The 23984-nt window shown below is 68.3% G+C and carries 28 protein-coding genes; all 28 read right to left on the reverse strand.

The window, feature by feature from the left end; all coding sequences use genetic code 11:
- Positions 1–79: 79 nt before the first annotated feature.
- On the reverse strand, positions 80–637 hold the full coding sequence (gene rplO / locus ACZCLJ_RS07920; protein WP_251153547.1) for a 50S ribosomal protein L15: 558 nt from the start codon (positions 635–637) through the stop codon (positions 80–82).
- A gap of 2 nt (positions 638–639) precedes the next feature.
- A complete protein-coding gene (gene rpmD, locus ACZCLJ_RS07925) occupies positions 640–822 on the reverse strand; it encodes a 50S ribosomal protein L30 (protein ID WP_021480439.1) in 183 nt (60 codons plus the stop codon).
- Entirely contained in the window at positions 822–1475 is a 654-nt protein-coding gene (rpsE, locus tag ACZCLJ_RS07930; protein ID WP_463106058.1) for a 30S ribosomal protein S5, read from the reverse strand. Before rpsE ends, rpmD begins: the two co-directional genes overlap by 1 nt.
- Before the next feature lie 40 nt (positions 1476–1515).
- Positions 1516–1887 carry a 50S ribosomal protein L18 gene (gene rplR / locus ACZCLJ_RS07935; protein WP_251153545.1) on the reverse strand — a complete coding sequence of 124 codons (372 nt, stop codon included), beginning with the start codon at positions 1885–1887 and terminating at the stop codon, positions 1516–1518.
- Positions 1888–1889: 2 nt separating this feature from the next.
- A complete protein-coding gene (rplF, locus tag ACZCLJ_RS07940) occupies positions 1890–2426 on the reverse strand; it encodes a 50S ribosomal protein L6 (RefSeq protein ID WP_251153544.1) in 537 nt (178 codons plus the stop codon).
- A 19-nt stretch (positions 2427–2445) separates the two neighbouring features.
- A complete protein-coding gene (gene rpsH, locus ACZCLJ_RS07945) occupies positions 2446–2844 on the reverse strand; it encodes a 30S ribosomal protein S8 (protein ID WP_251153543.1) in 399 nt (132 codons plus the stop codon).
- 82 nt (positions 2845–2926) lie between these two features.
- Entirely contained in the window at positions 2927–3112 is a 186-nt protein-coding gene (locus ACZCLJ_RS07950; protein ID WP_012867931.1) for a type Z 30S ribosomal protein S14, read from the reverse strand.
- Position 3113: 1 nt separating this feature from the next.
- Positions 3114–3683: a 50S ribosomal protein L5 gene (gene rplE, locus ACZCLJ_RS07955; protein WP_251153542.1), complete on the reverse strand. Its 570-nt coding sequence runs from the start codon at positions 3681–3683 to the stop codon at positions 3114–3116.
- Entirely contained in the window at positions 3683–4024 is a 342-nt protein-coding gene (gene rplX, locus ACZCLJ_RS07960) for a 50S ribosomal protein L24 (RefSeq protein WP_251153541.1), read from the reverse strand. The genes rplE and rplX overlap by 1 nt, the downstream gene beginning before the upstream one ends.
- A gap of 2 nt (positions 4025–4026) precedes the next feature.
- Entirely contained in the window at positions 4027–4395 is a 369-nt protein-coding gene (gene rplN, locus ACZCLJ_RS07965; RefSeq protein WP_079572436.1) for a 50S ribosomal protein L14, read from the reverse strand.
- Between the two features lie 215 nt (positions 4396–4610).
- Complete coding sequence (gene rpsQ / locus ACZCLJ_RS07970) at positions 4611–4913, reverse strand: 30S ribosomal protein S17 (protein WP_251153540.1); 303 nt, start codon at positions 4911–4913, stop codon at positions 4611–4613.
- An 11-nt stretch (positions 4914–4924) separates the two neighbouring features.
- Positions 4925–5161: a 50S ribosomal protein L29 gene (gene rpmC / locus ACZCLJ_RS07975; protein WP_069386375.1), complete on the reverse strand. Its 237-nt coding sequence runs from the start codon at positions 5159–5161 to the stop codon at positions 4925–4927.
- Complete coding sequence (gene rplP, locus ACZCLJ_RS07980; RefSeq protein ID WP_069386374.1) at positions 5161–5580, reverse strand: 50S ribosomal protein L16; 420 nt, start codon at positions 5578–5580, stop codon at positions 5161–5163. Before rplP ends, rpmC begins: the two co-directional genes overlap by 1 nt.
- Positions 5581–5583: 3 nt before the next feature.
- Positions 5584–6438, reverse strand: a complete 855-nt coding sequence (gene rpsC / locus ACZCLJ_RS07985) for a 30S ribosomal protein S3 (protein WP_251153539.1) — start codon at positions 6436–6438, stop codon at positions 5584–5586.
- Positions 6438–6809, reverse strand: a complete 372-nt coding sequence (rplV, locus tag ACZCLJ_RS07990; protein ID WP_251153538.1) for a 50S ribosomal protein L22 — start codon at positions 6807–6809, stop codon at positions 6438–6440. Before rplV ends, rpsC begins: the two co-directional genes overlap by 1 nt.
- Before the next feature lie 67 nt (positions 6810–6876).
- The gene (gene rpsS / locus ACZCLJ_RS07995) at positions 6877–7158 is read right to left on the reverse strand and encodes a 30S ribosomal protein S19 (protein ID WP_012867940.1); all 282 of its coding nucleotides are present in this window, start codon (positions 7156–7158) and stop codon (positions 6877–6879) included.
- Positions 7159–7173: 15 nt separating this feature from the next.
- Positions 7174–8010, reverse strand: coding sequence for a 50S ribosomal protein L2 (gene rplB, locus ACZCLJ_RS08000; protein ID WP_191612722.1), 837 nt, complete (start codon positions 8008–8010; stop codon positions 7174–7176).
- Positions 8011–8041: 31 nt separating this feature from the next.
- Positions 8042–8332 carry a 50S ribosomal protein L23 gene (rplW, locus tag ACZCLJ_RS08005; RefSeq protein ID WP_251153537.1) on the reverse strand — a complete coding sequence of 97 codons (291 nt, stop codon included), beginning with the start codon at positions 8330–8332 and terminating at the stop codon, positions 8042–8044.
- Positions 8329–9042, reverse strand: a complete 714-nt coding sequence (gene rplD / locus ACZCLJ_RS08010; protein ID WP_251153536.1) for a 50S ribosomal protein L4 — start codon at positions 9040–9042, stop codon at positions 8329–8331. Before rplD ends, rplW begins: the two co-directional genes overlap by 4 nt.
- A gap of 7 nt (positions 9043–9049) precedes the next feature.
- A complete protein-coding gene (rplC, locus tag ACZCLJ_RS08015; protein WP_251153535.1) occupies positions 9050–9712 on the reverse strand; it encodes a 50S ribosomal protein L3 in 663 nt (220 codons plus the stop codon).
- 14 nt (positions 9713–9726) lie between these two features.
- Positions 9727–10035, reverse strand: coding sequence for a 30S ribosomal protein S10 (rpsJ, locus tag ACZCLJ_RS08020; protein WP_012867945.1), 309 nt, complete (start codon positions 10033–10035; stop codon positions 9727–9729).
- Positions 10036–10623: 588 nt separating this feature from the next.
- Complete coding sequence (tuf, locus tag ACZCLJ_RS08025; RefSeq protein WP_251153534.1) at positions 10624–11820, reverse strand: elongation factor Tu; 1197 nt, start codon at positions 11818–11820, stop codon at positions 10624–10626.
- A gap of 131 nt (positions 11821–11951) precedes the next feature.
- The gene (fusA, locus tag ACZCLJ_RS08030) at positions 11952–14054 is read right to left on the reverse strand and encodes an elongation factor G (protein WP_463106059.1); all 2103 of its coding nucleotides are present in this window, start codon (positions 14052–14054) and stop codon (positions 11952–11954) included.
- 115 nt (positions 14055–14169) lie between these two features.
- A complete protein-coding gene (gene rpsG / locus ACZCLJ_RS08035) occupies positions 14170–14640 on the reverse strand; it encodes a 30S ribosomal protein S7 (protein ID WP_251153532.1) in 471 nt (156 codons plus the stop codon).
- A complete protein-coding gene (rpsL, locus tag ACZCLJ_RS08040; protein ID WP_021479869.1) occupies positions 14640–15014 on the reverse strand; it encodes a 30S ribosomal protein S12 in 375 nt (124 codons plus the stop codon). Before rpsL ends, rpsG begins: the two co-directional genes overlap by 1 nt.
- A gap of 477 nt (positions 15015–15491) precedes the next feature.
- The gene (locus ACZCLJ_RS08045; protein ID WP_251153531.1) at positions 15492–19373 is read right to left on the reverse strand and encodes a DNA-directed RNA polymerase subunit beta'; all 3882 of its coding nucleotides are present in this window, start codon (positions 19371–19373) and stop codon (positions 15492–15494) included.
- Positions 19374–19527: 154 nt separating this feature from the next.
- Positions 19528–23052, reverse strand: coding sequence for a DNA-directed RNA polymerase subunit beta (gene rpoB, locus ACZCLJ_RS08050; protein ID WP_251153530.1), 3525 nt, complete (start codon positions 23050–23052; stop codon positions 19528–19530).
- A gap of 536 nt (positions 23053–23588) precedes the next feature.
- Positions 23589–23978 (reverse strand): 50S ribosomal protein L7/L12, encoded by a 390-nt coding sequence (rplL, locus tag ACZCLJ_RS08055; protein WP_251153529.1) that lies wholly within the window; start codon positions 23976–23978, stop codon positions 23589–23591.
- Positions 23979–23984 lie beyond the last annotated feature (6 nt).

Genomic DNA, 23984 nt, shown 5'->3' on the forward strand with positions numbered 1-23984 from the left:
CCCCGGGACCCGTCGGAGACGGCCCCGAGACACGGACAGGGCCGACGGCGCGTGCGCGCCACCGGCCCTGTCCGTGGTGTCAGTCCTCCGAGACCGAACCGCCGGCCGCGAGGATCTTCTCGCGGGCCGCGCCCGAGAGGGCGTCGACCGCGACCTCGAGCTTGACGGTGATCTCGCCCGTGCCCAGCACCTTCACGAGCTGGCCCTTGCGGACCGCGCCCTTCGCCACGAGGTCCTCGACGGTGACGGAGCCACCCTCGGGGTACAGCGCGGCGAGCTTGTCCAGGTTCACGACCTGGTACTCGGTGCGGAACGGGTTCTTGAACCCGCGCAGCTTCGGCAGGCGCATGTGCAGAGGCATCTGCCCGCCCTCGAAGCGCTCGGGGACCTGGTAACGAGCCTTCGTACCCTTGGTACCGCGGCCCGCCGTCTTACCCTTCGACGCCTCACCACGACCCACACGGGTCTTGGCCTTCTTGGCGCCGGGAGCCGGACGCAGGTGGTGCATCTTGAGCGTGCCGCCGGCACCCTCGGTCTGCTTCGCCGGAGCGGCCTCCGCAGACTTGGCGGGTGCCTTCTTGGCGGGTGCCTTCTTCTTCGGAGCCTCGACGGTCTCCTTGGTGGCCTTCTCAGCCATGGTCACTCGACCTCCTCAACGGTGACGAGGTGCGCCACCGTCGCGACCATGCCGCGGATCTCCGGGCGGTCCTCCTTCACGGCGGTGTCGCCGATCCGCTTGAGGCCCAGAGTGCGCAGCGTGTCGCGCTGGTTCTGCTTGCCGCCGATGGCGGACTTCGTCTGGGTCACCTTGAGCCTGGCCATCAGGCGTTCACCCCCGCTGCACGGGCACGCAGGAGCGCGGCCGGAGCCACGTGCTCGAGCGGGAGGCCACGGCGAGCCGCGACGGCCTCAGGCTGCTCGAGGTTGCGCAGCGCCTCGACGGTCGCGTGCACGATGTTGATCGCGTTGGACGAGCCGAGCGACTTGCTCAGGACGTCGTGGATGCCGGCGCACTCCAGCACGGCGCGCACCGGACCACCGGCGATGACACCGGTACCCGGGGCGGCCGGACGGAGGAAGACGACGCCGGCGGCGGCCTCACCCTGGATGGGGTGCGGGATGGTGCCCTGGATGCGCGGGACCTTGAAGAAGTTCTTCTTGGCCTCCTCGACACCCTTGGCGATCGCCGCGGGCACCTCCTTCGCCTTGCCGTAGCCGACACCGACGGTGCCGTCGCCGTCGCCCACCACGACCAGCGCGGTGAAGCTGAAGCGACGGCCGCCCTTGACGACCTTGGAGACGCGGTTGATGGTGACGACGCGCTCGACGAAGGCGTTCTTCTCGGCTGCGTCGCCCCGGCGACCGTCACGGCGGTTGTCACGACGGTTGTCGCGGCCCCCGCGGGCGTTCTGGTCGCCCGACTCGTTGGCGGCACCCGTGGGGGCGCCGGTGTTGCTGCGCTGCCCTGCAGCCATCAGAGAATCCTTTGCTTCCGTGTACGGATGGTCGGCGTCGTCACAGGGCCAGACCGCCCTCGCGTGCGCCGTCGGCGACCGCAGCAACCCGACCGTGGTACTTGTTGCCACCGCGGTCGAACACGACGGAGTCGACGCCCTTGGCCTTCGCACGCTCGGCGACGAGCTCGCCGACCTTGCGGGCCTTGGCGCTCTTGTCGCCGTCGAGCGCACGCAGGTCCGCCTCGAGGGACGAGGCCGACGCGAGCGTCTGACCGATCGTGTCGTCGACGACCTGGGCCGTGATGTGGCGCGTGGAGCGCGTCACCACGAGGCGCGGACGAGCGTCGGTGCCCTTGATCTTCTTGCGCAGGCGCAGGTGGCGGCGCTGACGCGCGACCGCCTTGCCCTTGCCGAGAACCTTCAGAGCCATCGTTACTTACCAGCCTTTCCGACCTTGCGGCGGACGACCTCGCCGGCGTAACGCACACCCTTGCCCTTGTACGGCTCGGGCTTGCGGATCTTGCGGATGTTCGCAGCGACCTCGCCGACCTGCTGCTTGTCGATGCCCGACACCGAGAACTTGGTGGGGCTCTCGACGGCGAACGTGATGCCCGCGGGCGGGGTCACGACGACCGGGTGGCTGAACCCGAGGGCGAACTCGAGGTCCGAGCCCTTCGCGGTCACGCGGTACCCGGTACCGACGATCTCGAGCTTCTTCTCGTAGCCCTGCGTGACGCCCTCGACGATGTTCGCCAGAAGGGTGCGCGTGAGGCCGTGCAGCGCGCGGGACGCGCGCTCGTCGTCCGGGCGCGACACCACGAGCGTGGCGTCCTCCTGGGCGACCTGGATGGGGGTGGGCACGTTGTGCTCGAGAGAACCCTTGGGGCCCTTCACGGTCACGAGCGCGCCGCTGATGGTGACGTCCACTCCGGCCGGGACCGGAACGGGGATCTTGCCGATTCGAGACATGGCGTATCTCCTTTCCGGATTACCAGACGTAGGCGAGGACTTCGCCGCCCACGCCCTTCGTGGCGGCCTGCTTGTCGGTGAGGAGGCCGGAGGACGTGGACAGGATCGCCACGCCGAGGCCGCCGAGCACCTTGGGCAGGTTGGTGGACTTCGCGTACACGCGCAGCCCGGGCTTCGACACGCGGCGCACGCCGGCAAGGCTGCGCTCACGGTTCGGGCCGAACTTGAGCTGGATGGTGAGGTTCTGCCCCACCTTCGCGTCCTCGACGCTCCAGCCGGCGATGTAGCCCTCGGCCTGGAGGATCTCGGCAATGTGCGACTTCAGCTTCGAGAACGGCATGGTGACCGTGTCGTGGTAAGCCGAGTTCGCGTTCCGCAGACGCGTCAGCATGTCTGCGATCGGATCGGTCATCGTCATTGGGCTCTAGCCCTTCCTCGGCGTGGTATCCCGGCGGGCACGCACCGTGCGGTGCGGCCCGCCAGGACCTACGACGTAGTTGTTACCAGCTGCTCTTGGTGACGCCCGGAAGCTCACCACGGTGGGCCATCTCGCGCACGCAGATGCGGCACAGGCCGAACTTGCGGTACACCGAGTGCGGGCGACCGCACTTCTGGCACCGGGTGTAGGCGCGGACCGCGAACTTGGGCTTGGCGGCCGCCTTGTTGACCAGGGCCTTCTTCGCCATGTCAGTTCTCCTTGAAAGGCATGCCGAGACGGCGCAGCAGGGAGCGGCCCTCGTCGTCGGTCGTCGCCGTGGTCACGATCGTGATGTCCATACCGCGGACACGGTCGATCTTGTCCTGGTCGATCTCGTGGAACATCGACTGCTCCGTGAGGCCGAACGTGTAGTTGCCGTGCCCGTCGAACTGCTTGGGCGACAGGCCGCGGAAGTCGCGGATGCGCGGCAGGGCGATCGACAGCAGACGGTCGAGGAACTCCCACATGCGGTCGCCGCGCAGCGTGACGTGCGCGCCGATCGGCATGCCCTCGCGCAGCTTGAACTGCGCGATGGACTTGCGGGCCTTCGTGACCTGCGGCTTCTGGCCGGTGATCGCGGAGAGGTCGCGGATGGCGCCCTCGATGAGCTTCGAGTCCTTGGCGGCGTCACCGACACCCATGTTCACGACGATCTTCGTGACGCGGGCGACCTGGTTGACGTTGCCGTGGCCGAACTCCTCGCGCAGACCGGCGACGATCTCGTCGCGGTAGCGCTGCTTGAGGCGCGGGACCTCGGGGGCTGCGATATCGGTGCTCATCAGATGTCCTTACCGGAGCGCTTGGCGACACGGACGCGAACCGTCCGCTTGCGGCCGTCACGCTCGACCTCTTCGGTGCGGTACCCGACGCGGGTGCCCTTCTTGGTCTCCGGGTCGACGACCATCACGTTGCTGATGTGGATCGGCGCCTCGACGGTCTCGATGCCACCGGTCCGCGTGCCGCGCTGCGACTGGCCGACCTTGGTGTGCTTCGTGACGCGCTGCACGCCCTCGACGACCAGGCGGTCGCTGTCCTTGAGGACCTCGAGCACGCGTCCCTGCTTGCCGCGGTCCTTGCCCGCGATGACGACCACGAGGTCGCCCTTCTTGATCTTCGCCATGGTCAGAGCACCTCCGGAGCCAGCGAGATGATCTTCATGAAGCGCTTGTCGCGCAGCTCACGACCGACCGGGCCGAAGATGCGCGTACCGCGCGGCTCGCCGTCGTTCTTGAGGATCACGGCCGCGTTCTCGTCGAACTTGATGTAGGAACCGTCGGGACGACGGCGCTCCTTGGCGGTCCGGACGATGACGGCCTTGACGACGTCGCCCTTCTTCACGTTGCCGCCCGGGATCGCGTCCTTGACGGTTGCGACGATGGTGTCGCCGATTCCGGCGTAGCGACGGCCCGAGCCACCGAGAACGCGGATGCAGAGAATCTCCTTGGCACCCGTGTTGTCGGCGACACGAAGTCGCGACTCCTGCTGGATCATGTCATGTACTCCTGTCGTCGAGCCGGTTCTCACCACGACCGAGGTCGGGGCGAGCCTTGCCGAACGGATAGCTGTCAGTGCCGGGTCCCTCGCGGGTGAACCGGCCAGGTCGCGGCGGTGGACCCGCCGCTCCTGTCCTCACTGGTTGCCGCACCGCGAGGCGCGGCACGAGATCGGTCGTGGCGGACGACGTGAGCCGTCCGCCACGGCCGGTACTACTTGGCCTTCTCGAGGATCTCCACCAGGCGCCACCGCTTGGTCGCGGACAGCGGGCGGGTCTCCATGATCAGGACGAGGTCGCCGACGCCGGCGGAGTTCTGCTCGTCGTGCGCCTTGACCTTGCTCGTGCGACGGATGACCTTGCCGTAGAGCGGGTGCTTGACCCGGTCCTCGACCTCGACCACGACGGTCTTGTCCATCTTGTCGCTGACGACGTAGCCGCGGCGGGTCTTGCGGTAGGCGCGCGCCTCCTCGGCGCTCGCCTCCTCGACCGGGGCGTTCGTTGCGTTCTCGCTCATTCCAGCCTCACTCACTCGGCGCTCGGTGCAGTACGGATACCGAGCTCGCGCTCACGCAGGATCGTGTAGATCCGCGCGATGTCGCGACGGACGGCCTTGAGACGTCCGTGGCTCTCCAGCTGGCCGGTGGCCGACTGGAAACGGAGGTTGAAGAGCTCCTCCTTGGCCTTCTTCAGCTCGGCGACGAGCTTCTCGTCGTCGAAGGCATCCAGGTCCGTGGGGGCGAGCCCCTTCGTTCCGACAGCCATCAGTTGCCACCACCCTCGCGCACCACGAAACGGCACTTCATCGGGAGCTTGTGGATCGCGCGGCGCATGGCCTCACGAGCCAGGGGCTCCGGGACACCGGCCAGCTCGAAGACGATGCGGCCGGGCTTGACGTTGGCGACCCACCACTCGGGCGAGCCCTTGCCGGAACCCATGCGGGTCTCGGCGGGCTTCTTGGTCAGGGGACGGTCCGGGTAGATGTTGATCCAGACCTTTCCGCCACGCTTGATGTGACGGGTCATCGCGATACGAGCAGCCTCGATCTGACGGTTCGTGACGTACGCCGGCTCGAGAGCCTGGATGCCGTACTCACCGAAGGAGATCTGCGTGCCACCCTTGGCCGCGCCGGAGCGCGACGGGTGGTGCTGCTTGCGGTGCTTGAGCCTGCGGGGGATCAGCATGACTCAGGCCTCCGTTCCGGTCTCAGGGGCCTGCTGAGCGGGCTCCGTGGCCGGGGCCTGCTCGGCGGCCGGCGCCTCGGGAGCTGCGCTCCGCTCGGCCGAACGCTCGGGACGACGCCCACCACGGCGGTCTCCGCCACGGTCGCCGCCGCGCTCGCCGCGCGGGCCGCCACGGCCCTGGCGAGGAGCAGCGGTCGCCTGCTGGGCGGCCCACTCCTTCTCGGTCATGTCGCCCTTGTAGATCCACACCTTCACGCCGATACGGCCGAACGTGGTGCGGGCCTCGAAGAAGCCGTAGTCGATGTTCGCGCGCAGCGTGTGCAGCGGCACACGACCCTCGCGGTAGAACTCCGACCGGCTCATCTCCGCGCCACCGAGGCGGCCGGAGACCTGGACGCGGATGCCCTTCGCGCCGGCGCGCTGCGCGGACTGGATGCCCTTGCGCATGGCACGACGGAACGAGACACGGCTCGCGAGCTGCTCCGCGATCCCCTGGGCCACGAGCTGGGAGTCGATCTCAGCGTTCTTGACCTCGAGGATGTTGAGCTGCACCTGCTTGCCGGTGAGCTTCTCCAGCTCGCCGCGGATGCGGTCGGCCTCGGCGCCACGGCGACCGATGACGATGCCCGGGCGCGCCGTGTGGATATCCACGCGGACACGGTCACGGGTGCGCTCGATCTCGACCTTGGAGATGCCCGCGCGCTCGAGACCGGTGCTCATGAGCTTGCGGATCTGGACGTCCTCGCGGACGTAGTCGCGGTACCGCTGTCCGGGCTTGGTGCTGTCGGCGAACCAGCGCGACCGGTGGTCGGTGGTGATGCCGAGGCGGTACCCGTGCGGGTGAACCTTCTGTCCCACTATCGGGCACTTCCCTTCGTGTTCTCGCGCGGAGCGATCACCACGGTGATGTGGCTGGTGCGCTTGAGGATGCGGTTCGCACGGCCCTGGGCGCGCGGGCGGAACCGCTTGAGGGTCGGGCCCTCGTCGACGAACGCCTCACGCACGACGAGCTCCTGCTCGTCGAACGCGACGCTCGCACGGTCCGCCTTCACCCGGGCGTTGGCGATCGCGCTCTCCACGACCTTGCGGACGGGCTCGCTCGCCGCCTGCGGTGCGAACTTCAGCACCGCGACGGCCTCGGAGGCCTGCTTGCCACGGATGAGGTCCACGACGCGCCGGGCCTTCTGGGGCGTGACACGGACGAACCGCGCCTGCGCCTTGGCTTCCATTGCTGTCCTGCCTTCTTGTGTGTTGACCGTCATTCGACAATCCAGTCGTCACCTTGACCCTCGCGGGTCAGCGGCGACGACCCTTCTTGTCGTCCTTCACGTGGCCGCGGAAGGTCCGCGTGGGAGCGAACTCGCCGAGCTTGTGGCCGACCATCGACTCGGTGACGAACACCGGCGTGTGCTTGCGACCGTCGTGCACGGCGAAGGTGTGACCGAGGAAGTCGGGCGTGATGACCGACCGACGGGACCAGGTCTTGATGACGTTCTTGGTCCCCTTCTCGTTCTGCACGTCCACCTTCTTCTGGAGGTGTCCGTCGACGAAGGGGCCCTTCTTCAGGCTACGAGGCATGTTTCCAGGCTCCTATCAGCGCTTCTTGCCGGTACGTCGACGACGCACGATCAGCTTGTCGCTCGGCTTGTTCGGGCGGCGGGTACGACCCTCCGGCTGGCCCCAGGGGCTCACCGGGTGGCGTCCACCGGAGGTCTTGCCCTCACCACCACCGTGCGGGTGGTCGATCGGGTTCATCGCGACACCGCGGACGGTCGGGCGCTTGCCCTTCCAGCGCATGCGGCCGGCCTTGCCCCAGTTGATGTTCGACTGCTCGGCGTTGCCGACCTCGCCGACCGTCGCGCGGCAGCGCAGGTCGACGTTGCGGATCTCGCCGGAGGGCATGCGCAGCTGCGCGTACGGGCCGTCCTTGGCGACGAGCTGGACCGACGCGCCGGCCGAACGGGCGATCTTCGCGCCGCCACCGGGCTTGAGCTCGATGGCGTGGATGACCGTACCGGTCGGGATGTTGCGCAGCGGCAGGTTGTTGCCGGGCTTGATGTCCGCACCGGCGCCGTTCTCGATGACGTCGCCCTGCTTGAGCTTGCTCGGCGCGATGATGTAGCGCTTCTCGCCGTCCGCGTAGTGCAGGAGCGCGATGCGCGCCGTGCGGTTGGGGTCGTACTCGATGTGAGCGACCTTCGCGGGCACGCCGTCCTTGTCGTGACGACGGAAGTCGATCACGCGGTACGCGCGCTTGTGGCCACCACCCTTGTGACGGGTGGTGATGCGGCCGGAGCTGTTGCGACCGCCGCTCTTGGAGAGCGGGCGGACCAGAGACTTCTCCGGCTGCGAGCGCGTGATCTCGGCGAAGTCGGCGACGCTCGAGCCGCGGCGGCCGGGCGTCGTCGGCTTGTACTTACGGATTCCCATGGGGATCTGTCCTCAATCTGCTCTCGTCGGCTCAGCCGAAGATGTCGATCGTGCCCTCGCGGAGGGTGACGATCGCACGCTTGGTGTCCTTGCGCTTGCCCAGGCCGAAACGCGTGCGACGCGTCTTGCCCTTGCGGTTGATCGTGTTCACCGACGCAACCTTGACGGAGAAGATCTGCTCGATGGCGATCTTGATCTCGGTCTTGTTGGCCCGCGGGTCCACGACGAACGTGTACTTGCCCTCGTCGAGCAGGCCGTAGCTCTTCTCGGAGACGACGGGCGAGAGGATCACGTCGCGGGGGTCCTTGGTCACGGTGGTCACTTCGCAGCCTCCTCGGCAGCAGTCTCGTCCGCCTCGGTGGAGGTGGCGACGGCCTTCGCGGAGCGACCCGTGGACGGGCCGGCCAGGAACGCGTCGAGCGCGCCCTGCGTGAAGACGACGTCGTCGGAGACGAGCACGTCGTAGGTGTTGAGCTGGTCGGCCACCAGGAGGTGGACCTGCTCGACGTTCCGCAGCGACTTGACCGTCAGCTCGTCACCACGCTCGGTGACGACGAGGACGTGCTTGCGCTCGGAGAGCTTCGCGAGCGTCGCGAGGGCGGTCTTGGTCGACGGAGCACCGTCGACGCCGAAGCCCGTCACGACGTGGACGCGGCCGTTGCGGGCCCGGTCCGAGAGGGCACCGCGCAGCGCGGCGGCCTTCATCTTCTTCGGGGTGCGCTGGTCGTAGGAGCGCGGCGTCGGCCCGTGGACCGTGCCACCGCCCGCGAACTGCGGCGCGCGGATCGAGCCCTGACGGGCGCGGCCGGTGCCCTTCTGCTTGTAGGGCTTGCGACCACCACCGCGGACCTCGCCGCGGCTCTTGGTGTCGTGGGTGCCCTGGCGCGCGGCGGCACGCTGGGCGACGACGACCTGGTGGATCAGCGGGACGTTCGTCACGACGTCGAACACCTCGGCGGGGAGCTCGGCGGTCCCGGCCTTCTTGCCGCTCGCGTCGAGGACCTCAACGGTCAGCGCGTTCTGCGTTGCCATCGGTTGTTCACGCTCCCTTCGCGGCGCTACGGACGAGGACGACGCCGCCCTTGGGGCCGGGAACCGCGCCCTTGACGAGCAGCAGACCCTTCTCGGCGTCGACCGCGTGCACGGTCAGGTTCTGGGTGGTCTGGCGGTCGTGGCCCATACGACCCGCCATGCGCAGTCCCTTGAAGACGCGCGACGGGGTCGAGGCGCCACCGATCGAACCAGCCTTGCGGTGGTTGCGGTGCGCACCGTGGGAGGCGCCGACGCCGGAGAAGCCGTGACGCTTCATCACACCGGCGGTGCCCTTGCCCTTGGTCGTGCCCACGACGTCGACCACGGCGCCGGCCTCGAAGGCCTCCGCGGTGATCTCCTGGCCGAGCGTGTACTCGGCCGCGTCGGAGGTCCGGATCTCGGCGACGTGACGACGCGGCGTGACGCCGGCCTTCTCGAAGTGGCCCTTGAGGGGCTTCGTCACCTTGCGGGGGTCGATCTGGCCGTAGGCCAGCTGCACGGCGGCATACCCGTCGACGTCAGCGGTACGGAGCTGCGTGACGACGTTCGTGCCGACCGCGACGACAGTCACCGGAACGAGGCGCCCGGCCTCGTCCCAGAGCTGGGTCATCCCGAGCTTGGTCCCGAGCACGGCCGTGACCGGTCGGGTGTTCTGCTGGGGGGTAGTCATGATGTCCTCCAGCCTCAGAGCTTGATCTCGATGTTCACGTCGGCAGGCAGGTCGAGACGCATGAGCGAGTCGACGGCCTTCGGCGTGGGGTCGATGATGTCGATCAGCCGCTTGTGCGTGCGCATCTCGAAGTGCTCGCGGCTGTCCTTGTACTTGTGAGGCGACCGGATGACGCAGAAGACGTTCTTCTCCGTCGGCAGCGGCACCGGACCCACGACCGTTGCACCAGCGCGCGTCACCGTGTCGACGATCTTGCGCGCCGAGCTGTCGATGACCTCGTGGTCGTAGGACTTGAGCCGGATGCGGATCTTCTGTCCCGCCATGGCGTCGTCTGACTCTCTCTCTCGAACCGCTAGCTGTCCGACCCCCGCGCTCGGGCGTGTCGCGTATTCACGACGCACCTGGGCGCACGCGCCGAGAGGCGCAGGGCCGTTGGATATGTGAGCCCACCGCGCACCGTGCTCTCGCACGACGCCGCAGCATCGGACCACAACGTTTGTCGAGCCTGGTCGGAACGTGTGTTCCGCGGGGTGCTCGATCCATGTCGACAGAGAGCTCAACCCGCAGATCCGGGCTGATTCCGCCCGGGATCCGTCCTCGCGGGGCGAGGACCGGTTCAACACACTGTTCGACACATGAAAGAGCGCGCCCGTTGCAGGCAACCTGAACAGTTTGCCACACGAACCCGCCTACGTCCAAGTCGGGGCGGGCGGGCAGTGCTGTGACGTCTCCGACGTCGTGCCCTCTCCCCTGTCGGCGCTCCACCGGCTCCCCGGCCGGCGGGCCAGGGACGGCCAGGGACGGGCCAGGGACGGGCCGGGGAGGGCCGTTCCTGGGGCCAGACGGCACGAGGGCCCGGCACCTCGCGGTGCCGGGCCCTCGTGGCGGTGCTGCCGACAGGCAGCGTCAGATCACTTGAGGATCTTGGTGACGCGGCCGGAGCCCACGGTGCGGCCACCCTCACGGATGGCGAAGCCGAGGCCCTCCTCCATGGCGATCGGCTGGATCAGCGCGACCGTCATCTCGGTGTTGTCGCCGGGCATGACCATCTCGGTGCCCTCGGGCAGCGTGATGACGCCGGTGACGTCGGTGGTGCGGAAGTAGAACTGCGGACGGTAGTTCGAGTAGAACGGGTTGTGACGCCCACCCTCGTCCTTGCCCAGGATGTAGACCTGCGCCTCGAAGTCCGTGTGCGGCGTGATCGAACCCGGCTTCACGACGACCTGGCCGCGCTCGACGTCCTCGCGCTTGATGCCGCGCAGGAGCAGACCGGTGTTGTCGCCGGCCTGAGCCTGGTCCATCTGCTTGTGGAACGTCTCGATGCCCGTGACCGTGGTCTTCTGCGGGGAGCGGATGCCGACGATCTCGACGTCCGAGTTCAGGTCGAGCGTGCCACGCTCCACCTTGCCGGTGACGACGGTGCCACGACCGGTGATCGTGAAGACGTCCTCGACGGGCATGAGGAACGGCTTGTCGAGCTCGCGGACGGGCTCGGGCACGTTCTCGTCGACGGCCTCCATGAGCTCGACGATCTTGGAGGTCCACTCCGCGTCGCCCTCGAGGGCCTTGAGGCCGGAGACGCGCACGACGGGAGCGTCGTCGCCGTCGTAGCCCTGACCGGAGAGGAGCTCGCGCACCTCCATCTCGACGAGCTCGAGGATCTCCTCGTCGTCGACCATGTCGGACTTGTTGAGCGCCACGAGCAGGTAGGGCACGCCGACCTGGCGGGCGAGCAGGACGTGCTCGCGCGTCTGGGCCATCGGGCCGTCGGTCGCGGCGACGACCAGGATCGCGCCGTCCATCTGGGCGGCACCGGTGATCATGTTCTTGATGTAGTCGGCGTGACCCGGGGCGTCGACGTGCGCGTAGTGGCGCTTCGGCGTCTCGTACTCGATGTGCGCGATGTTGATCGTGATACCGCGCTGCTTCTCCTCGGGAGCCGCGTCGATCTCGTCGAAGTTGCGCTGGACGTTCGCCGGCAGGTCCGGGTACGTGTCCGCGAGCGTCTTCGAGATCGCCGCCGTCAGCGTCGTCTTACCGTGGTCGACATGACCGATGGTGCCGATGTTGACGTGCGGCTTGGTCCGCTCGAACTTGGCCTTAGCCACTGGGGTCCTCCTGGGACTTGGGTAGATGTGCCGAACGTTTGCGAATGTCGACCGAGAGATCCTACATCCACGGGGCGTTGCGGTTGCCTACAGGTTGATGGTTGTGCGGGACTACTACGACCTGTGGGGTCTCACTCGCCCCGGGTCTTCTTGATGATCTCTTCGGCAACGTTCCGAGGAACCTCGGCGTAGTTGTCGAACTGCATCGAGTACACGGCACGACCCTGGGTCTTCGACCGGAGGTCACCGATGTACCCGAACATCTCTGACAACGGTACGTGGGCCCGGACGACCTTCACACCCGTCGCGTCCTCCATGGACTGGATCATTCCACGACGTGAGTTCAGGTCGCCGATGACGTCGCCCATGTACTCCTCGGGCGTACGCACCTCGACCGCCATCACCGGCTCCAGCAGAACCGGGTCCGCCCGCTTGACGCCCTCCTTGAGGACCATCGAGCCGGCGATCTTGAACGCCATCTCGGACGAGTCGACGTCGTGGTAGGCGCCGTCGATCAGCGTGGCCTTGACGCCCACCAGCGGGAAGCCGGCGAGGACGCCGTGCTGCATCGCCGACTGGATGCCCTGGTCGACGCTGGGGATGTACTCGCGCGGGATGCGACCGCCGGTGACGGCGTTGTCGAACTCGTAGAGCTCGCCCTCGGACGTGTCGAGCGGCGAGAAGGTGACCTGGACCTTCGCGAACTGCCCCGAACCACCGGTCTGCTTCTTGTGCGTGTAGTCGATCTTCTCCGCCGTGCGGCGGATCGTCTCGCGGTACGCGACCTGCGGCTTGCCGACGTTCGCCTCGACCTTGAACTCGCGACGCATGCGGTCGACGAGGATGTCGAGGTGGAGCTCGCCCATGCCGCCGATGACGGTCTGGCCGGTCTCGTCGTCCAGCTTCACGCGGAACGTCGGGTCCTCCTCGGCGAGCTTCTGGATCGCCGTCGAGAGCTTCTCCTGGTCGGCCTTCGTCTTCGGCTCGATCGCCACGTCGATGACCGGCTCGGGGAACGTCATCGACTCGAGGATGACGGGGTTCGCCGGGTCGGTCAGCGTGTCGCCCGTCGTGACGTCCTTGAGGCCGATGAACGCGTAGATGTGACCAGCCGTCGCGTCCTCGACCGGGTTCTCCTTGTTGGAGTGCATCTGGAAGAGCTTCCCGATGCGCTCCTTCTTGCCCTTGGTCGAGTTGAGCACCTGGGCGCCCTGCGCGACCTTGCCCGAGTACACCCGGACGTAGGTGAGCTTGCCGAAGAACGGGTGCGTCGCGACCTTGAACGCGAGCGCGGAGAACGGCTCGGTGGCGTCGGGGTGACGCTCGACGACCTTCTCCTCGTCCTTGACGTCGTGGCCCTCGATCGCGGGGACGTCGAGCGGCGACGGCAGGTAGTCGATGACCGCGTCGAGCATGGGCTGGACGCCCTTGTTCTTGAACGCGGAACCGCACAGGACCGGGAAGGCCTCGCCGGCGATGACGAGCTTGCGGATGCCGGACTTGATCTCGGCGATCGACAGCTCCTCGCCCCCGAGGAACTTCTCGAGCAGCTCGTCGTCCGCCTCGGCGACGGCCTCGACGAGCTCCGCGCGGTACCGCTCGGCCTTCTCCTGGAGGTCCGCGGGGATCTCCTCGGTGTCGTAGGCCTCGCCGAGCTTCGTCTCGCCGTGCCAGACGAGCGCCTTCATCTCGAGCAGGTCGACGACGCCCGTGAAGTCGTTCTCGGAGCCGATCGGCAGCTGGATGACCAGCGGCTTCGCCTTGAGGCGGTTCACGATGGTGTCGACCGTGAAGTAGAAGTCCGCGCCGAGCTTGTCCATCTTGTTGACGAAGCAGATGCGCGGGACGTTGTACTTGTCGGCCTGGCGCCACACCGTCTCCGACTGCGGCTCCACACCCTCCTTGCCGTCGAAGACGGCGACGGCGCCGTCGAGCACGCGCAGGGAGCGCTCGACCTCGACCGTGAAGTCGACGTGGCCCGGGGTGTCGATGATGTTGATCTGGTTGTTCTTCCAGTAGCAGGTCGTCGCGGCCGACGTGATCGTGATGCCGCGCTCCTGCTCCTGCTCCATCCAGTCCATCGTCGACGCGCCGTCGTGCGTCTCACCGATCTTGTAGTTCACACCGGTGTAGAACAGGATGCGCTCGGTGGTCGTGGTCTTCCCGGCATCGATGTGGGCCATGATGCCGATGTTGCGGACCTTGTTCAGGTCGGTGAGCACGTCAAGTGCCACGGTCTGTTTCCCTCGCTAGGTGGGTTGAGTCGGGGGCGCTGCTCGGACCGGGGTGGCCGGCCGGAGACCCGCCGACGGCCCCGGGGACGCGAGTCCACGGGGCCGGTCGGGCGGACTACCAGCGGTAGTGGGCGAAGGCCTTGTTGGACTCCGCCATCTTGTGCATGTCCTCGCGACGCTTGACCGCGGCGCCGAGGCCGTTGCTCGCGTCGAGGATCTCGTTCATGAGGCGCTCGGTCATGGTCTTCTCGCGACGGGCGCGCGAGTAGTCCGTGAGCCAGCGCAGCGCGAGGGTCGTGGAACGCGTGGGGCGCACCTCGACGGGGACCTGGTAGGTCGCACCGCCGACGCGGCGCGAGCGGACCTCGAGCGCGGGACGCACGTTCTCGAGCGCGCGCTTGAGGACGACGACCGGGTCGCCGTCGGTCTTCGCCCGGACGCCCTCGAGGGCACCGTAGACGATCGACTCGGCGGTGGACTTCTTGCCGTCGAGCAGCACCTTGTTGATGAGCTGCGTGACGACGGGCGACCCGTAGACGGGGTCGACGATGAGCGGCCGCTTCGGGGCCGGGCCCTTGCGAGGCATCAGCTCTTCTCCTTCTTGGCGCCGTAGCGGCTGCGGGCCTGCTTGCGGTTCTTCACGCCCTGCGTGTCGAGCGCGCCGCGCACGATCTTGTAGCGCACACCCGGGAGGTCCTTCACACGACCACCGCGGACGAGCACGATGGAGTGCTCCTGCAGGTTGTGGCCGACGCCGGGGATGTAGGCCGTGACCTCGACCTGGGAGGAGAGCTTCACGCGAGCGACCTTGCGCAGCGCGGAGTTCGGCTTCTTCGGGGTGGTGGTGTACACGCGCGTGCACACACCGCGCCGCTGCGGGGAACCCTTGAGGGCGGGAGTCTTGGACTTCCCCACCTTCGAGGTCCGCCCCTTGCGGACGAGCTGCTGGATCGTAGGCACTACGTCTCCGTGTCTTCTCGAGCTGTACCGGGGCGATCCCCGGTGGTGGTCGTGCTGGCTGGTGGAGCCGATCGCACGAGGCACCCGCAGCGCTCGACACGCTGCAGCAGCCACCTACCACCGGCCCGATGGTCCATCTCCTGCCCTGCGGCGCGAGGCGCTGTCAGGACCGGATCCGGAATGCCCGGGCACTCACATCGGCCCGTCCGGAGATCCAGCGTGGCGATGAGCGACAGTGCGCCGGCGATCGCTCGCTGAGCACGGTCCCGCCAGGGACATCACGGAGGGCCCGACGGCGCGGGCACGGTTTACCAGGTTACCTGCCACCCGGGGGGTAGTCAAAGGCGCTGGTCGGCGTCCTGGCCGGACGCGCTGGGTGGGACCGGCGGGGCGGGGAACGCGGACGGGTGCCCGACGACGCAGGCCGGGCCTGCGTCGTCGGGCACCCGTCAGGTGCCGCCCCGCTGGTGCGGGACGTCAGCGGTAGTCGCCGAAGTCCAGGTCCTCGAGCGGGATCGCCTCGCCGGAGCCCATGCCGAGCGCCGGGAAGTCGATCTCGTCGTAGCCGAAGCTCGGGTAGAGCTCCGTCTTGGCCTGCTCGGTGGGCTCGACCGTGACCTTCGTGTACCGGGGAAGACCGGTACCGGCCGGGATGAGCTTACCGATGATGACGTTCTCCTTGAGGCCGAGCAGCGGGTCACGACGACCGCTCATCGACGCCTCGGTGAGCACGCGGGTCGTCTCCTGGAAGGAGGCGGCCGAGAGCCACGAGTCGGTCGCGAGCGACGCCTTCGTGATGCCCATCAGCTCGGGGCGGCCGGAGGCCGGCTGGCCACCCTCCGCCACGGTGCGACGGTTCGCGTCCTCGAACCGGCCGCGCTCGGCCAGCTCGCCCGGGAGCAGCGGGGCGTCGCCCGAGTCCAGGACCGTGATCCGGCGCAGCATCTGCCGCACGATGACCTCGATGTGCTTGTCGTGGATGTCCACGCCCTGGGAGCGGTAGACCTCCTGGACCTCGTCCACCAGGTGCTTCTGCGTGGCGCGCGGGCCGAGGATGCGCAGGACCTTCTTCGGGTCCACCGCACCCTGCACGAGCTGCATGCCGACGCCGACGTGGTCGCCGTCCTGCACGAGCAGGCGCGCACGCTTGGTCACCGGGTAGGCGATCTCCTCGGAGCCGTCGTCCGGCGTCAGCACGAGGCGACGCGAACGCTCGGAGTCGTCGATCGTGATGCGACCCGGGAACTCGGCGATGGGCGCCTCACCCTTGGGGGTGCGGGCCTCGAAGAGCTCCGTGACACGCGGCAGACCCTGCGTGATGTCGTCCGCGGACGCCACACCACCGGTGTGGAACGTACGCATCGTCAGCTGGGTGCCCGGCTCACCGATCGACTGGGCCGCGATGATGCCCACGGCCTCGCCGATGTCGACGAGCTTGCCCGTCGCGAGCGACCGGCCGTAGCACTTGGCGCACGTGCCGACGCGCGACTCGCACGTCAGGACCGAACGGACCTTCGCCTCGCGCACGCCTGCCTCCACGGCGGCGTCGATGAGGACGTCGCCCGCGTCGTCGCCGGCCTTGCCGATGACGTTGCCGTCGGCGTCGACCAGGTCGGACGCGAGGGTGCGCGAGTACACGCTCGTCTCCACCTTGGGGTGGCGGACGAGGATGCCCCCGAGCTCCTCGGCGATCGGCATCGTCAGGCCGCGCTCCGTGCCGCAGTCCTCCTCGCGGACGATGACGTCCTGCGACACGTCCACGAGACGACGCGTGAGGTAGCCCGAGTCGGCGGTCCGCAGCGCGGTGTCCGCCAGACCCTTGCGGGCGCCGTGCGTCGCGATGAAGTACTCGAGGACGGACAGGCCCTCGCGGTAGTTGGACTTGATCGGGCGCGGGATGATCTCGCCCTTCGGGTTCGCCACGAGACCGCGCATACCGGCGATCTGACGGACCTGCATCCAGTTACCACGGGCACCCGAGCCGACCATGCGGTAGACCGTGTTGCGGTCGTTCGCCTCGAGGTTCTCGCGCATGACCGACGCGACCTTGTCCGTCGCCTGGGTCCAGATCTCGATGAGCTCCTGACGGCGCTCGTCGTCCGTGATGAGACCACGGTCGTACTGCTGCTGGACCTTGAGCGCGCGCTCCTCGTGCTGCTCGAGGATCTCGGCCTTCTCCGTCGGGGTGGCGACGTCGGAGATCGCGATCGTGACGCCCGAACGGGTCGCCCAGCGGAAGCCGGCGGCCTTGAGGGCGTCGAGCGAGGCGGCGACCTCGACCTTCGGGTACCGCTCGGCGAGCTCGTTGACGATCGCCGAGAGGCGCTTCTTGTCGACCACCGAGTTCACGTACGGGTAGTCGACCGGCAGCGTCTCGTTGAACAGCGCACGACCGAGCGTGGTGTCGAACAGGATCGGCTGACCGGGCTCCCAGCCCTCGGGCGCCTCGAAGCCGGAGACCGGCGGGACGAGGTCCGTGGTGCGGATCTTCACCGGGGCGTTGAGGTCGAGCGATCCCTGGTCGAAGGCCATGATGGCCTCGGCGACGGACGCGAACGCGCGGCCCTCGCCCTGGGCGCCGGCCTTGTCGCTCGTCAGGTGGTACAGGCCGATGATCATGTCCTGCGAGGGCATGGTCACCGGACGACCGTCCGACGGCTTGAGGATGTTGTTGCTCGAGAGCATGAGGATGCGGGCCTCGGCCTGCGCCTCCGCGCTCAGGGGCAGGTGGACGGCCATCTGGTCACCGTCGAAGTCCGCGTTGAACGCGGCGCACACGAGCGGGTGCAGGTGGATCGCCTTGCCCTCGACGAGCTGCGGCTCGAACGCCTGGATGCCCAGACGGTGCAGCGTCGGCGCACGGTTCAGCAGGACCGGGTGCTCCGTGATGACCTCTTCGAGGACGTCCCACACGACCGGGCGCGCACGCTCGACCATGCGCTTCGCGCTCTTGATGTTCTGCGCGTGGTTGAGGTCCACGAGCCGCTTCATGACGAACGGCTTGAACAGCTCGAGCGCCATCTGCTTGGGCAGGCCGCACTGGTGGAGCTTGAGCTGCGGGCCGACGACGATGACCGAACGGCCCGAGTAGTCGACGCGCTTGCCGAGCAGGTTCTGACGGAAACGACCCTGCTTGCCCTTGAGCATGTCGGAGATCGACTTCAGCGGACGGTTGCCGGGGCCCGTGACCGGGCGACCACGGCGGCCGTTATCAAAGAGCGAATCCACAGCTTCCTGCAACATCCGCTTCTCGTTGTTGACGATGATCTCCGGCGCACCGAGGTCGAGCAGGCGCTTGAGCCGGTTGTTCCGGTTGATCACGCGGCGGTACAGGTCGTTGAGGTCGCTCGTCGCGAAGCGGCCACCGTCGAGCTGCACCATCGGGCGCAGGTCCGGCGGGATGACCGGGACGGCGTCGAGCACCATGCCCGTGGGCGAGTTCGTCGTCGTGAGGAACGCGTTGACGACCTTGAGGCGCTTGAGCGCGCGCGTCTTGCGCTGGCCCTTGCCGGAGCGGATGGTCTCGCGCAGCGAGTCCGCCTCGGCCTCCAGGTCGAAGTCCTGGAGGCGCTTCTGGATCGCCGCGGCGCCCATCGAGCCCTCGAAGTAGGTGCCGTAGCGGTCCTGGAGGGCGCGGTACAGCATCTCGTCGCCCTCGAGGTCGGCGACCTTGAGGTTCTTGAAGCGGTCCCAGACCTGGTCCAGGCGGTCCAGCTGGGCGTCCGCGCGCTTGCGGATCTGCGTCATCTCGCGCTCGGCCGAGTCGCGGACCTTGCGGCGCGCGTCGGCCTTCGCACCCTCGGCCTCGAGCTCGGCCAGGTCGGCCTCGAGCTTCTGGGCGCGGGCGTTGATGTCGTTGTCGCGGGCGTCCGCGATCTCCTTCTTCTCCAGGTCGATCTCGTTCTGGAGGTTCGGGAGGTCTTCCTGGCGACCCTCGTCGTCGACCGACGTGATCATGTACGCCGCGAAGTAGATGACCTTCTCCAGGTCCTTCGGGGCGAGGTCGAGCAGGTAGCCGAGGCGCGAGGGCACGCCCTTGAAGAACCAGATGTGCGTGACGGGCGCGGCGAGCTCGATGTGGCCCATGCGCTCACGGCGGACCTTCGAGCGCGTCACCTCGACGCCGCAGCGCTCGCAGATGATGCCCTTGAAGCGCACGCGCTTGTACTTGCCGCAGTAGCACTCCCAGTCCCGGGTGGGGCCGAAGATCTTCTCGCAGAAGAGTCCGTCCTTCTCGGGCTTGAGGGTGCGGTAGTTGATGGTCTCGGGCTTCTTGACCTCACCGTGCGACCACGCACGGATGTCGTCGGCCGTGGCCAGGCCGATGCGCAGCTCGTCGAAGACGTTGACGTCGAGCAAGGTGTCCTACTTCCTTCGTCTGCCGGGGCGCGGTCCCTCCGAGGGGACCGTCGCCGTCGGCTTCATCAAGACGGGGTGGAACGAATGGGGTGCGGGGAGGGGCGGGAGCGGGGCCCGGTCAGAGGACCGGGCCGACGCCCCCGCCTGCCCGAGATCAGATCTCGTCGACGCTCGCGGCAGCGTTCGGACGCCGCGACAGGTCGATGCCGAGCTCCTCCGCCGCGCGGTACACGTCGTCGTCGGACTCCCGCATCTCGATCTGGACGCCGTCGCTCGAGAGCACCTCGACGTTCAGGCACAGCGACTGCATCTCCTTGAGGAGCACCTTGAAGGACTCCGGGATGCCCGAGTCGGGGATGTTCTCGCCCTTGACGATGGCCTCGTAGACCTTCACGCGGCCGGGGACGTCGTCGGACTTGATGGTGAGGAGCTCCTGCAGCGTGTAGGCCGCGCCGTACGCCTCGAGGGCCCACACCTCCATCTCGCCGAAGCGCTGACCACCGAACTGCGCCTTACCACCCAGCGGCTGCTGCGTGATCATCGAGTACGGGCCCGTCGAGCGCGCGTGGATCTTGTCGTCGACCAGGTGGTGGAGCTTGAGGATGTACATGTAGCCCACCGACACCGGCTCAGGGAACGGCTCGCCGGAGCGGCCGTCGAAGAGACGGGCCTTGCCGTCGCCGCCGACCATGCGGTCGCCGTCGCGGTTCGGGATCGTCGACGAGAGCAGACCCGTGAGCGCGTCCTCCTGGAGGCCGTCGAACACCGGGGTGGCGACGGGCCGGCCGGGCTCGGACGACGCCGCGATGTCCGGGACGTGGGTCTTCCACTTCGAGCCGTCCTTGCTGACGGTGTCCTCGGCGAGGCTGATGTCCCAGCCCTGCTTCGCGATCCACCCGAGGTGCGTCTCGAGGACCTGGCCGACGTTCATGCGGCCGGGGACACCGAGCGGGTTGAGGACGACGTCGACCGGCGTCCCGTCCTCGAGGAACGGCATGTCCTCGACGGGCAGGATCTTGGAGATGACGCCCTTGTTGCCGTGACGGCCGGCGAGCTTGTCGCCGTCCGTGATCTTGCGGCGCTGCGCGATGTAGACGCGCACGAGCTGGTTCACGCCCGCGGGCAGCTCGTCGCCGTCCTCGCGGTTGAACTCGCGCACGCCGATGACCGTGCCGGACTCGCCGTGGGGCACCTTGAGCGACGTGTCGCGCACCTCGCGCGCCTTCTCGCCGAAGATCGCACGGAGCAGGCGCTCCTCCGGGGTCAGCTCGGTCTCGCCCTTCGGGGTGACCTTGCCGACCAGGACGTCGCCCGCGCCGACCTCGGCACCGATGCGGATGATGCCGCGCTCGTCGAGGTCCGCCAGGACGTCCTCGGAGACGTTCGGGATGTCCCGCGTGATCTCCTCGGGGCCGAGCTTGGTGTCGCGCGCGTCGACCTCGTGCTCCTCGATGTGGATCGAGGAGAGCACGTCGTCCTGCACGAGACGCTGGCTGAGGATGATCGCGTCCTCGTAGTTGTGGCCCTCCCACGACATGAACGCCACGAGGAGGTTGCGGCCGAGCGCGAGCTCGCCCTCGTCCGTCGCCGGGCCGTCCGCGAGGACGGAGCCGACCTCGACGCGCTGGCCCTCGTCGACGAGCACGCGCTGGTTGTAGCTCGTGCCCTGGTTCGAGCGGCGGAACTTCGCGGCGCGGTAGCTCGTGGTGGTCGCGTCGTCGTTCGCGACGACGATGAGGTCCGCGGAGACCTCGGTGACGACACCGGGCTTGGTCGCGACGATGACGTCACCGGCGTCGACCGCGGCGCGCCACTCCATGCCGGTGCCCACGAGCGGGGCCTCGGAACGGACCAGCGGCACGGCCTGGCGCTGCATGTTCGCACCCATGAGGGCGCGGTTGGCGTCGTCGTGCTCGAGGAACGGGATGAGCGCGGTCGCGACCGACACCATCTGGCGCGGCGAGACGTCCATGTAGTCGACCTGCGCGCCGGGGACGATCTCGACCTCGCCGCCCTTCGTGCGCACGAGCACGCGCTCGTCCGCGAAGGAGCCGTCGGCGTTGAGCACCTGGTTCGCCTGCGCGATGACGTGACGGTCCTCGTCGTCGGCGGTCAGGTACTCGACCTGGTCGGTGACCTTGCCGTTGGTGACCTTGCGGTACGGCGTCTCGATGAACCCGAACGGGTTGATGCGGCCGTAGGACGCGAGCGAGCCGATGAGGCCGATGTTCGGGCCCTCAGGGGTCTCGATCGGGCACATGCGGCCGTAGTGCGACGGGTGGACGTCACGGACCTCCATGCCGGCGCGGTCGCGGGACAGACCGCCCGGGCCGAGCGCGGAGAGGCGACGCTTGTGCGTCAGGCCCGCGAGCGGGTTGTTCTGGTCCATGAACTGCGAGAGCTGCGAGGTGCCGAAGAACTCGCGGATCGACGCCACGACCGGGCGGATGTTGATCAGCGTCTGCGGCGTGATCGCCTCGACGTCCTGCGTCGTCATGCGCTCGCGCACGACGCGCTCCATCCGGGACAGGCCCGTGCGGACCTGGTTCTGGATGAGCTCGCCGACGGCGCGGATGCGACGGTTGCCGAAGTGGTCGATGTCGTCGGTCTCGACACGCACGTCCACGGCCTCGCCGGCGCGCTTGCCCGGGATGGTCGCGTGGTCGGCGTGCAGGGCCGCGAGGTACTTGATCGTCGCGACGACGTCCGAGACGGACAGCGTCGAGTCGGTCAGCGGCGCGTCGATGCCGAGCTTCTTGTTCGCCTTGTAGCGGCCGACCTTCGCGAGGTCGTAGCGCTTCGGGTTGAAGTAGAAGTTCTCGAGCAGCGCGCGGCCGGCCTCGACCGTGGGCGGCTCGCCCGGGCGGATCTTGCGGTAGAGGTCGACGAGCGCCTCGTCCTGCGTGTGGACGTGGTCCTTCTCGAGCGTGTCGAGCACCGAGGGGAGGTCCGAGAACTCCTCGCGGATCTCGGACTCCGTGAGGCCGAGGGCCTTGAGGAGGACCGTGACGGACTGCTTGCGCTTGCGGTCGACGCGCACGCCGACGGCGTCGCGCTTGTCGATCTCGAACTCGAGCCACGCGCCGCGCGACGGGATGATCTTCGCGGAGAAGATGTCCTTGTCGCTCGTCTTGTCGGCCGTGCGCTCGAAGTACACGCCGGGCGAGCGGACGAGCTGCGAGACGACGACGCGCTCGGTGCCGTTGATGATGAAGGTGCCGCGCGCGGTCATGAGCGGGAAGTCGCCCATGAAGACCGTCTGGCTCTTGATCTCACCGGTGTTGTAGTTGACGAACTCCGCGGTGACGAACAGCGGCGCGGCGTACGTGAAGTCCTTCTCCTTGCACTCGTCGGCCGTGTACTTCGGCGGCTCGAAACGGTGGTTGGAGAACGAGAGGGACATCGAGGAACCGAAGTCCTCGATCGGCGAGATCTCCTCGAAGATCTCCTCGAGCCCGGACGTCGCGGGGACGTCCTGGCGTCCGGCCGCGTTCGCCGCGGCGACGCGGGCCTGCCACGCCTCGTTGCCGAGGAGCCAGTCGAAGCTCTCGGTCTGGAGGCCCAGCAGGTCGGGGACCTCGAGGGGCTCGAAGATCTTGGCGAAGGAGACGCGCCGAGAAGCGGTGCGGTTCGCGATGGCGTCGGCGGACGGAGCAGAAGGGGTGCGCGAGGCAGCCAAGAGGGGTCCTTCCCTGCAGATCGAAAGAACGCTGCACCACCCGGCTGGTCGCGATCACCGCCGCCACGACTCCTCGCGGACGCGCACGTACGTCGTCGAGGGGGTCGGGGGTATCTGAGATCGTGGGCACAGGACAGCGCAAAGCGTTAGCATACCCCCTGCGAGCGTGCACGTCCACCCCGACCGCGCACCGACCTGCCGGGCTCGACCCGGCGCCGTCCGGCACCCTGCCCGGTACTCCTCCGGCGGGCCTCGTCGCCCGCCGCACGCTCTCCGGGCACTGGTGCCCGGCCGTTCGTCGGCTCCGCTGTGTGGTGCTGTCCTGTGCTGTCCTGCTGCTCTGCATCGTCGACCCGCACATGGTGGCACACACCACGCCCATCCGGGAAGCCGGTCGGCGCCCTGCGCGCGCCGCGGCCGGCTGCCGGCCGCCCGCGCCCCGGCACGTCGACGGACACGACGAGGCCCGCACCCCCAGCGGGGTGCGGGCCTCGTGCGGTGTGACGACCGGTCCCGTCAGGACGGGACCGGCGAGATCACTTGACGGTGACCGTGGCGCCGGCGCCCTCGAGGGCAGCCTTGGCCTTGTCCGCGGCCTCCTTGGTCGCGCCCTCCAGGACGGGCTTCGGGGCGCCGTCCACGAGGTCCTTGGCCTCCTTGAGACCGAGGGACGTGAGCGCGCGCACCTCCTTGATGACCTGGATCTTCTTGTCGCCGGCGGCCTCGAGGACGACGTCGAACTCCGTCTTCTCCTCGGCCTCCTCGGCGGCGGCAGCGCCACCGGCAGCGGCCGGGGCGGCAGCGGCGACGGGGGCGGCCGCGGTGACCTCGAAGGTCTCCTCGAAGGCCTTCACGAACTCGTTGAGCTCGATGAGGGTGAGGTCCTTGAACTGCTCGATGAGCTCTTCGGTGCTGAGCTTCGCCATGATGGC

The organism is Cellulosimicrobium sp. So1_17 (genome assembly GCF_055181235.1).

Excerpts from the sequence above, each read along its gene's own strand:
- rplO (WP_251153547.1), bottom strand. The coding sequence starts at position 637 with ATGGCTGAGAAGGCCACCAAGGAGACCGTCGAGGCTCCGAAGAAGAAG.
- rpmD (WP_021480439.1), bottom strand. The coding sequence starts at position 822 with ATGGCCAGGCTCAAGGTGACCCAGACGAAGTCCGCCATCGGCGGCAAG.
- rpsE (WP_463106058.1), bottom strand. The coding sequence starts at position 1,475 with ATGGCTGCAGGGCAGCGCAGCAACACCGGCGCCCCCACGGGTGCCGCC.
- rplR (WP_251153545.1), bottom strand. The coding sequence starts at position 1,887 with ATGGCTCTGAAGGTTCTCGGCAAGGGCAAGGCGGTCGCGCGTCAGCGC.
- rplF (WP_251153544.1), bottom strand. The coding sequence starts at position 2,426 with ATGTCTCGAATCGGCAAGATCCCCGTTCCGGTCCCGGCCGGAGTGGAC.
- rpsH (WP_251153543.1), bottom strand. The coding sequence starts at position 2,844 with ATGACGATGACCGATCCGATCGCAGACATGCTGACGCGTCTGCGGAAC.
- ACZCLJ_RS07950 (WP_012867931.1), bottom strand. The coding sequence starts at position 3,112 with ATGGCGAAGAAGGCCCTGGTCAACAAGGCGGCCGCCAAGCCCAAGTTC.
- rplE (WP_251153542.1), bottom strand. The coding sequence starts at position 3,683 with ATGAGCACCGATATCGCAGCCCCCGAGGTCCCGCGCCTCAAGCAGCGC.
- rplX (WP_251153541.1), bottom strand. The coding sequence starts at position 4,024 with ATGGCGAAGATCAAGAAGGGCGACCTCGTGGTCGTCATCGCGGGCAAG.
- rplN (WP_079572436.1), bottom strand. The coding sequence starts at position 4,395 with ATGATCCAGCAGGAGTCGCGACTTCGTGTCGCCGACAACACGGGTGCC.
- rpsQ (WP_251153540.1), bottom strand. The coding sequence starts at position 4,913 with ATGAGCGAGAACGCAACGAACGCCCCGGTCGAGGAGGCGAGCGCCGAG.
- rpmC (WP_069386375.1), bottom strand. The coding sequence starts at position 5,161 with ATGGCTGTCGGAACGAAGGGGCTCGCCCCCACGGACCTGGATGCCTTC.
- rplP (WP_069386374.1), bottom strand. The coding sequence starts at position 5,580 with ATGCTGATCCCCCGCAGGCTCAAGCACCGCAAGCAGCACCACCCGTCG.
- rplV (WP_251153538.1), bottom strand. The coding sequence starts at position 6,809 with ATGGAAGCCAAGGCGCAGGCGCGGTTCGTCCGTGTCACGCCCCAGAAG.
- rpsS (WP_012867940.1), bottom strand. The coding sequence starts at position 7,158 with ATGCCTCGTAGCCTGAAGAAGGGCCCCTTCGTCGACGGACACCTCCAG.
- rplB (WP_191612722.1), bottom strand. The coding sequence starts at position 8,010 with ATGGGAATCCGTAAGTACAAGCCGACGACGCCCGGCCGCCGCGGCTCG.
- rplD (WP_251153536.1), bottom strand. The coding sequence starts at position 9,042 with ATGGCAACGCAGAACGCGCTGACCGTTGAGGTCCTCGACGCGAGCGGC.
- rplC (WP_251153535.1), bottom strand. The coding sequence starts at position 9,712 with ATGACTACCCCCCAGCAGAACACCCGACCGGTCACGGCCGTGCTCGGG.
- rpsJ (WP_012867945.1), bottom strand. The coding sequence starts at position 10,035 with ATGGCGGGACAGAAGATCCGCATCCGGCTCAAGTCCTACGACCACGAG.
- rpsG (WP_251153532.1), bottom strand. The coding sequence starts at position 14,640 with ATGCCTCGCAAGGGCCCGGCCCCGAAGCGGCCGCTCATCGTCGACCCC.
- rplL (WP_251153529.1), bottom strand. The coding sequence starts at position 23,978 with ATGGCGAAGCTCAGCACCGAAGAGCTCATCGAGCAGTTCAAGGACCTC.